The sequence below is a fragment of the Pseudomonas sp. IT-P176 genome (assembly GCF_949767245.1).
Taxonomy (GTDB): domain Bacteria; phylum Pseudomonadota; class Gammaproteobacteria; order Pseudomonadales; family Pseudomonadaceae; genus Aquipseudomonas.
The window spans coordinates 41,219-47,825 of sequence record NZ_CATKPN010000053.1 but is presented as its reverse complement, the minus strand read 5'-3'; the positions used below and the strand labels follow the sequence as shown (position 1 = coordinate 47,825).

The following is a 6,607-nucleotide window of genomic DNA, read 5'->3' as shown; positions in this document are numbered from 1 at the left end:
CGCTGGCCGTACTTCGATATTGATTTGGGGGGTAACCCGGCAGGACGCCGGTTTAGCCGCACTGGGCCAGGGAGGGCCCATTGCGGCGGCCCCCCAAATCAATGTCGGAGTACGGGCATGCCGAGCCTAAGCGAGGCACCAAGTGGTGGGGAAAGAGCGTTTTGCTTACTTTTGCGCTGTTCAAAAGTGAGCCGCCGTCAGGCGGAACCATAGGAGGCCGTTACCGAAGAAATGGATATGTACTCGGTCTAATCCAACACCCCAGAGGCCCAGAGGTCACGACCCAAGCAGGTTCTCTCTCCACAGGTGCAACGTCGCACCACAGTTGTGTAGATACCTATGCCCATCGCTGGCGAGCCAAAAGCGGGCGTCAGCTCCCCAAAAAGGCGGAGCCGGGCTCAGGTGCTGGCTCCCGGCTCCAGTGGCAACTCCAGGCTGGCGATGAATCCGCCTTCTGGGTGATTGGCCAGGGTCAGGCTGCCACCGTGACGCTCGGCGGCGCGGCGGGCGATGGCCAGGCCCAGGCCATGGCCGGGGGCAGTCTGGCCGGGCGCGCGGTAGAAGGGTTCACCCAACTGCGCCAGATGCTCGGCGTCGACCCCGGGACCGTGGTCGCGCACGCTGAGCACGATACGTTCACCCTGGTGCCGGGCCAGGACTTCGATCGGCCGTCCGCTCGGGTTGAAGCGCTGGGCGTTACGCAACAGGTTGTCCAGGGCCCGCTCAATCATGGTCGGCCAGCCCTTGAGCTGCAGGCTTGGTTCGGCTTCGACCCGGATCTGCTGATCCGGCGCAGCGAGCTTGGCATCGCGCTGCACGCTGCCCAGCAGCAGGTTGAGGTCCACCGCCTCGGCGCTGGCGTTATCGGCATCGACCCGTGCCAAAACCAGGATTTCACTGATCAAGGCCTCCAGGCGGTCGCATTCGCGCGTCAGGCGCGGCCAGAGTTTTTCCCGCTCTTCGGGGCCGGCTCGTTCGGCCAGGGCCAGGGCGATGCGCAAGCGCGCCAGGGGCGAGCGCAGTTCGTGGGACACGTCGCGCAGCAATTGCCGCTGGCTGCCAATCAGGCTCTGCAAACGTGCGCCCATGCGGTTGAAGTCATTGGCCAATACGCCGAATTCATCGCGCCGGTTGGCCAGGCGCGCCAGGCTGTTCTGCTGGTACGTGGTCTGGCCCAGGTCATGCACCGCGCCGCGCAAGCGGCTCAGGGGGCGGGTGATGGACAGCGTCACCAGCAGGCTGAAGAGGGTCAGCACTACCAGCGCAATACCCAGCGCGCTCAAGGGCCAAAGCAGGCTTTCGCGATGCCAGCTATCGAGCTCCGGGTGGGGGATGCGGTAGATCAGCAGGTAGGTTTCACCGGTTTTTGGGCTGGTGTACTCGGCGGTCAGGCGCCGCCACGGCAGGTGCCGGTCGTTATTGTCGTTCTGCCGAGCCTCGAAGGCCGCCGCACGACGCGGGAAGGTCCCGCGCACCACCGGGTCACCGCTTTCGTTGAGCACCTGGACGTCGATGTGATAACGCCGCTTACGTTTTTCCAGCAGTGTTTGTGCGGCGTCCTCGCCGTTTTCCTCATACAGCTGGGTCCACTGCTGCGCCAGGGTATTGAGGCCCGGATGCCGACTGAGAATCCAGGCGTCCTGATTCAGCATGTGCCCAAGCAGTATCGACAGCCCTGCAACCAGGGCGATGGCCAGCCAGAAACTGGCGAGAATGCGCCAGAACAATGAACGCACGGGAAACCCTCAAACAAGGAAAGCCCAATGGCGGGGACCATTGGGCTGGGGGAGGAGCGCTAGAGCATTATTGCGCTTTTTGCGGTTGTTGCGCTTTCCACGCCTGGAACTGTGCCCATTCGGCCTTGCGTTCGGCGCGCTTTTTCTGGATGGCGTCGAACTTCTGCTGCTGGTCAGGCTTGAGCAGCGCCCGGACCTCGGTTTCGGCTTTCTGGTGACGGGCGGCGATTTCGTCCTTCATGGCTTTCTGGTCGGCTGGCGACAGTTTTTCCAGGTATTTGTCGACCAGTTGCTTACGCTCGTGCATCTGCTCGCCCATGATCTTGCGGATCTGCTCGCGTTGTTCGCGGCTCAGGTCCAGCTGGCTGTAAGGGCCCTTGCCGTGATCGTGCATCTGAGCGCCGTGACGTGGGCTGTCCATCGGGCCCATCGGCCCCTGGCCTTCTGGCATGGCCATGGCAACGGTGGGCAGGGCGGCAGCGAACAGCACAGCGATAAGGGTCTTGCGCATGGTGTATCTCCTTGTCTCGTTCCCGGTGTGTTCCGGATGAGTGCAGATTACGCAGATCAAGGTCAGCGGCGGTCAGCGAAGCGTAAAGCTTGGGTAAAGACGCTCGCACGCGGTCCTGACATTGGCGCCGGCCTACTGAACTCAGAGGCTGTAGTAATAACCGCGGCTGCGCAGTGCCACGATGCGCGGGCGGCCATCGGGGTGCGGGCCGATCTTCTTGCGCAGGTTGCTGACGTGCATGTCCAGGCTGCGGTCGTAGAGGGTCAGCTTGCGGCCGAGGGCGATCTGCGCCAGTTCCTGCTTGTCCAGCGGCTCGCCAGGCTGCTTGAGGAGGGCTTCGAGCAGGCGGCTTTCGGAGACGGTCAGGGTGTATTCCTGCTGGTCGATGCTGACCACGCCCCGCGCTGGGCTGAAGCACAGGTCGCCGAGTTCCACCTGGCTGGACACGGCCGTCGGGTGACTGCGGCGCAGTACGGCGCGCAGGCGGGCGGTCAATTCCCGAGGGTCGCAGGGCTTGGCCAGGTAATCGTCGGCCCCCAGCTCCAGGCCGAGGATCCGGTCCAGCGGTTCGCCACGGGCCGAAAGCATCAGCACTGGCAGCTCGGGGTGGTCGTTGCGCAATTGCTTGAGCAGTTCCAGGCCGCTGCCGTCGGGTAGCATCACGTCCAGCACCACGGCCGCCGGCGCGGACTCGGCCAGGGCGCGGCGGGCGCTCAGTCCGTCGTGGCAGGCGCGCACGACAAAGCCTTCCTGGCTCAGCCAGCTACCGAGGAGCTCGCACAGCTCCTGGTCATCATCAATCAGTAACAGCTCGCTCATGACTTACTCAATTTAGCCATTGTCGATGTGGGGGGTGTCCATTCCTGGCAACGATATCGCAATGCAGGGCGGCGCGCGCGACTGGCATGCCACGACGAACCCGTGCGGCTGAGTGGTCAGCTGGACAGGGCGGGGTGAAAAACCTGAGGCGGGTGGGTTGAAACAAACATTGCGAGCACTATGGAGTGCGCGATGAACACAAGGTTCACCGCGCCGCCAGGCTTCTTAAGGCAGGACTTGCTTGAACGGCTTGACCAGGACGTTGGCGTAGATACCGGCGTCGATGTACGGGTCGGCATCGGCCCAGGCCTGGGCGGCTTCGAGGGAGGCGAATTCGGCGACGATCAGGCTGCCGGTGAAACCTGCGGCGCCTGGGTCATTGCTGTCCACTGCCGGGTGCGGACCGGCCAGGACCACGCGGCCTTCGGCCTTGAGTTGTTGCAGACGCTCAATGTGCGCAGGGCGGGTGGCCAGGCGAGCTTCCAGGGAGTTGGCGACGTCTGTGGCAATAATTGCGTATAGCATGTCAGTCCTCGGTTTTTGGCGTAGTGGGATCGGCGTCGTGCAGGTGGCGGGACAGGTAGATACCTTGCGCCACCAGGAACAGCAGGGTCATGCCCAGGCTGCCGAAGACCTTGAAGTCGACCCAGATGCTCTGGAAGGTAAACGCGACGAACAGGTTGGCGGCCCCGCAGAACAGGAAAAAGCCGATCCAGGCGATGTTCAGGCGGGTCCACACCGCATCCGGCAGGGTCAGTGCGTGGCCCATGATGCGCTTGATCAGCAGTTGCTCGCCGATGAAGTGACTGCCGATAAACCCCAGGGCAAACAACCAGTTGACCACCGGCGCCTTCCACTTGAGGAAGGTTTCACTGTGGAAGGCCAGGGTCAGGCTACCGAACACCAGGCAGGCGACGAGGGTCAGCCACTGGCTTTTTTCCAGTTTGCGCTGGGTGATGAACAAGGTGCCATAGACCACCAGGGAACTGACGATGAGCATCGCGGTGGCGCTGTAAATACCGCCTACAGTCAATGGATAGCCGGCAATGTCGACGACCCGGGGGTCAATTTTGAAGACGATGAAAAACAGCAGGAGCGGGATGAAGTCGATGAATTGTTTCACAGTGGCAGCCAGAAGCAGGATGTGGCGGCATAATAACAAACATATTGGGTCGCGATAGCGCCAGCTGATTTGAGGTTACACATCCTGTGAATGTTGATTTGCACTGCCATAGCACGGCCTCCGATGGCGCCCTGGCGCCTGCGGTACTGGTGGCGCGGGCGTTCGAGAAAGGCGTGCGAGTCCTGGCCCTGACCGACCACGATACCCTCGAAGGCCTCGACGAGGCCCGCGCTGCCGCACAGGCGCTGGGCATGCAGCTGGTCAACGGTGTCGAGTTGTCCTGCACCTGGGGCGGCGCCACCATTCATGTGCTGGGCTACGGCTTCGATGTCAATGCCCCGGCGCTGGTCGAGGCCATCGCCCGGCTGCATGACGGGCGCTGGCTGCGCTCGGAAGAAATCAGCCGCAAGCTGGAGCTCAAGGGCATGCCCGGGGCGCTGGAAGGTGCACGGGCGATCCAGCAGGAACTCGGCGACAGCGGCAATGCCCCGGCCCGCCCGCACTTCGCCGACTATCTGGTGCGCGCCGGCTACGTCAAGGACCGCGCCGAAGCGTTCCGCAAATGGTTGGGCGCGGGCAAGCTGGGGGACGTCAAGCAACACTGGCCGACCCTCGAGGAAACCGTCGCTACCCTGCGCGCCGCGGGTGCCTGGGTCAGTCTGGCCCATCCATGGCACTACGATTTCACCCGCAGTAAACGCCGGCGCCTGATTGGCGACTATATTCAAGCGGGTGGTCACGCTATCGAAGTGGTCAACGGGCACCAACCGGCCGAGCAGGTCGGCAGCCTGGCCATTCTGGCGCGTGAGTTCGGTCTGCTGGTCAGTGCCGGCAGTGATTTCCATGGCCCCGGAGGCTGGTCCGAGATCGGCGAGTACCGCCCGCTCCCGGAGGATCTGCCACCGCTTTGGTGTCGATTCAAACATGACCCAATTATTGCCGCCGTCTGAACAGGTAGAAAATGTGAGTCAATTTTTCCAGATTCATCCGGAAAACCCGCAAGCGCGCCTGATCAAACAGGCTGTCGAAATCATCCGCGCCGGCGGGGTGGTGATCTATCCCACCGACTCGTCCTACGCCATTGGCTGCCAGATCGGCGACAAGAACGCCGTGGAACGCGTGCGGCGCCTGCGCCAGCTGGACGACAAGCACAACTTTGCGCTGATCTGCAGCGACCTGTCGCAATTGGGGGTGTTCGCCAAGATCGACACCGGCACCTTCCGCATCCTCAAGGCGCACCTGCCAGGCCCGTACACCTTCATTCTCAACGCCACCCGCGAGGTGCCGCGCCTGTTGCTGCACCCGAAAAAACGCACCATCGGCCTGCGGGTGCCGAGTCATCCGATTGCCCTGGCCCTGCTTGAACAACTGGGCGAGCCGCTGATGAGCGTGACCCTGATCATGCCCGGCGACACCGATCCCTTGAGCGATCCCTACGAAATGCGCCAGTTGCTCGAGCATCAGGTCGACCTGATCATCGACGGCGGCTTTGGCGGCATCAAGGCCTCCACGGTGATCAACCTGGCCGATGGCGAGCCAGAAGTGATCCGCGTCGGCTGCGGCGACCCGGCCCCGTTCATGGCCGAGGCCTGAATGTCGGTGGTGGAAACCGTCGACAGCCAGGCGGGCGCGCAGCAGGAACTGCCATTTGCCATGGTCTATGGCCAGGCGGTCATGGAAATGCCGCAGGACCTGTACATTCCGCCGGACGCCCTTGAGGTTTTTCTCGAGGCCTTCGAAGGTCCGCTCGACCTGTTGCTGTACCTGATCCGCAAACAGAACATCAACATCCTCGACATTCCGGTGGCGGAAATCACCCGGCAGTACATGGGCTACGTCGAGTTGATGCAGTCGGTGCGCCTGGAACTGGCTGCCGAATACCTGGTGATGGCGGCCATGCTGGCCGAGATCAAGTCGCGCATGCTGCTCCCGCGGTCGGCAGAGATCGAAGCGGAAGAAGACGATCCGCGCGCCGAACTGATCCGCCGCCTGCAGGAATACGAACGTTTCAAGGCTGCCGCCGAAGGCATCGATGGCCTGAGTCGGGTCGGTCGTGACGTGGTAGTGCCCAAGCTGGACGCCCCCGAGGCGCGGGCACGCAAGCTGTTGCCGGAGGTCCGGCTCAGCGAACTGTTGCTGTCCATGGCCGAAGTACTGCGCCGTGGCGACATGTTTGAAAGCCATCAAGTCAGCCGCGAGGCCCTGTCTACCCGCGAGCGTATGAGCGATGTGCTGGAGCGGCTCAAAGGTGGCGGTTTTGTGCCCTTTGTCGAGCTGTTCACCGCTGAAGAAGGACGCCTGGGTGTGGTCGTGACCTTTATGGCGATCCTCGAACTGGTCAAGGAATCCCTGGTCGAGCTGGTGCAGAATGAGCCCTTTGCGGCTATCCATGTGCGGGCGCGAGCCGAATAACGAGCA

The 6,607-nt window shown here is 62.9% G+C and carries 8 protein-coding genes; 3 read left to right on the top strand and 5 right to left on the bottom strand.

Going from position 1 to position 6,607, the window contains the following annotated elements; genetic code table 11:
- Nucleotides 1–398: 398 nt before the first annotated feature.
- The 5 genes from ACM6IP_RS15885 to ACM6IP_RS15865 form a co-directional block, all read right to left on the bottom strand.
- Complete coding sequence (locus tag ACM6IP_RS15885; RefSeq protein ID WP_095170023.1) at nucleotides 399–1,736, bottom strand: sensor histidine kinase; 1,338 nt, start codon at nucleotides 1,734–1,736, stop codon at nucleotides 399–401.
- A gap of 67 nt (nucleotides 1,737–1,803) precedes the next feature.
- Complete coding sequence (locus tag ACM6IP_RS15880) at nucleotides 1,804–2,247, bottom strand: LTXXQ domain protein (RefSeq protein ID WP_159994342.1); 444 nt, start codon at nucleotides 2,245–2,247, stop codon at nucleotides 1,804–1,806.
- 141 nt (nucleotides 2,248–2,388) lie between these two features.
- Nucleotides 2,389–3,066: a response regulator transcription factor gene (locus ACM6IP_RS15875; protein ID WP_095170021.1), complete on the bottom strand. Its 678-nt coding sequence runs from the start codon at nucleotides 3,064–3,066 to the stop codon at nucleotides 2,389–2,391.
- Nucleotides 3,067–3,291: 225 nt separating this feature from the next.
- Nucleotides 3,292–3,591 (bottom strand): YciI family protein, encoded by a 300-nt coding sequence (locus ACM6IP_RS15870; RefSeq protein ID WP_414861841.1) that lies wholly within the window; start codon nucleotides 3,589–3,591, stop codon nucleotides 3,292–3,294.
- Between the two features lies 1 nt (nucleotide 3,592).
- Complete coding sequence (locus ACM6IP_RS15865; RefSeq protein ID WP_095170019.1) at nucleotides 3,593–4,189, bottom strand: septation protein A; 597 nt, start codon at nucleotides 4,187–4,189, stop codon at nucleotides 3,593–3,595.
- Between the two features lie 86 nt (nucleotides 4,190–4,275).
- Between ACM6IP_RS15865 and ACM6IP_RS15860 the strand changes: the two genes are divergently transcribed.
- Genes ACM6IP_RS15860 through ACM6IP_RS15850 form a run of 3 tightly spaced genes read left to right on the top strand, consistent with a single transcriptional unit; the run spans nucleotide 4,276 to nucleotide 6,601 of the window.
- Nucleotides 4,276–5,139 carry a PHP domain-containing protein gene (locus tag ACM6IP_RS15860; RefSeq protein WP_095170018.1) on the top strand — a complete coding sequence of 288 codons (864 nt, stop codon included), beginning with the start codon at nucleotides 4,276–4,278 and terminating at the stop codon, nucleotides 5,137–5,139.
- 13 nt (nucleotides 5,140–5,152) lie between these two features.
- A complete protein-coding gene (locus ACM6IP_RS15855; RefSeq protein WP_159994348.1) occupies nucleotides 5,153–5,782 on the top strand; it encodes an L-threonylcarbamoyladenylate synthase in 630 nt (209 codons plus the stop codon).
- 60 nt (nucleotides 5,783–5,842) lie between these two features.
- Entirely contained in the window at nucleotides 5,843–6,601 is a 759-nt protein-coding gene (locus ACM6IP_RS15850) for a segregation and condensation protein A (RefSeq protein ID WP_174244613.1), read from the top strand.
- Nucleotides 6,602–6,607: the final 6 nt, after the last annotated feature.

Excerpts from the sequence above, each read along its gene's own strand:
- ACM6IP_RS15880 (WP_159994342.1), bottom strand. The coding sequence starts at position 2,247 with ATGCGCAAGACCCTTATCGCTGTGCTGTTCGCTGCCGCCCTGCCCACC.
- ACM6IP_RS15875 (WP_095170021.1), bottom strand. The coding sequence starts at position 3,066 with ATGAGCGAGCTGTTACTGATTGATGATGACCAGGAGCTGTGCGAGCTC.
- ACM6IP_RS15870 (WP_414861841.1), bottom strand. The coding sequence starts at position 3,591 with ATGCTATACGCAATTATTGCCACAGACGTCGCCAACTCCCTGGAAGCT.
- ACM6IP_RS15850 (WP_174244613.1), top strand. The coding sequence starts at position 5,843 with ATGGTCTATGGCCAGGCGGTCATGGAAATGCCGCAGGACCTGTACATT.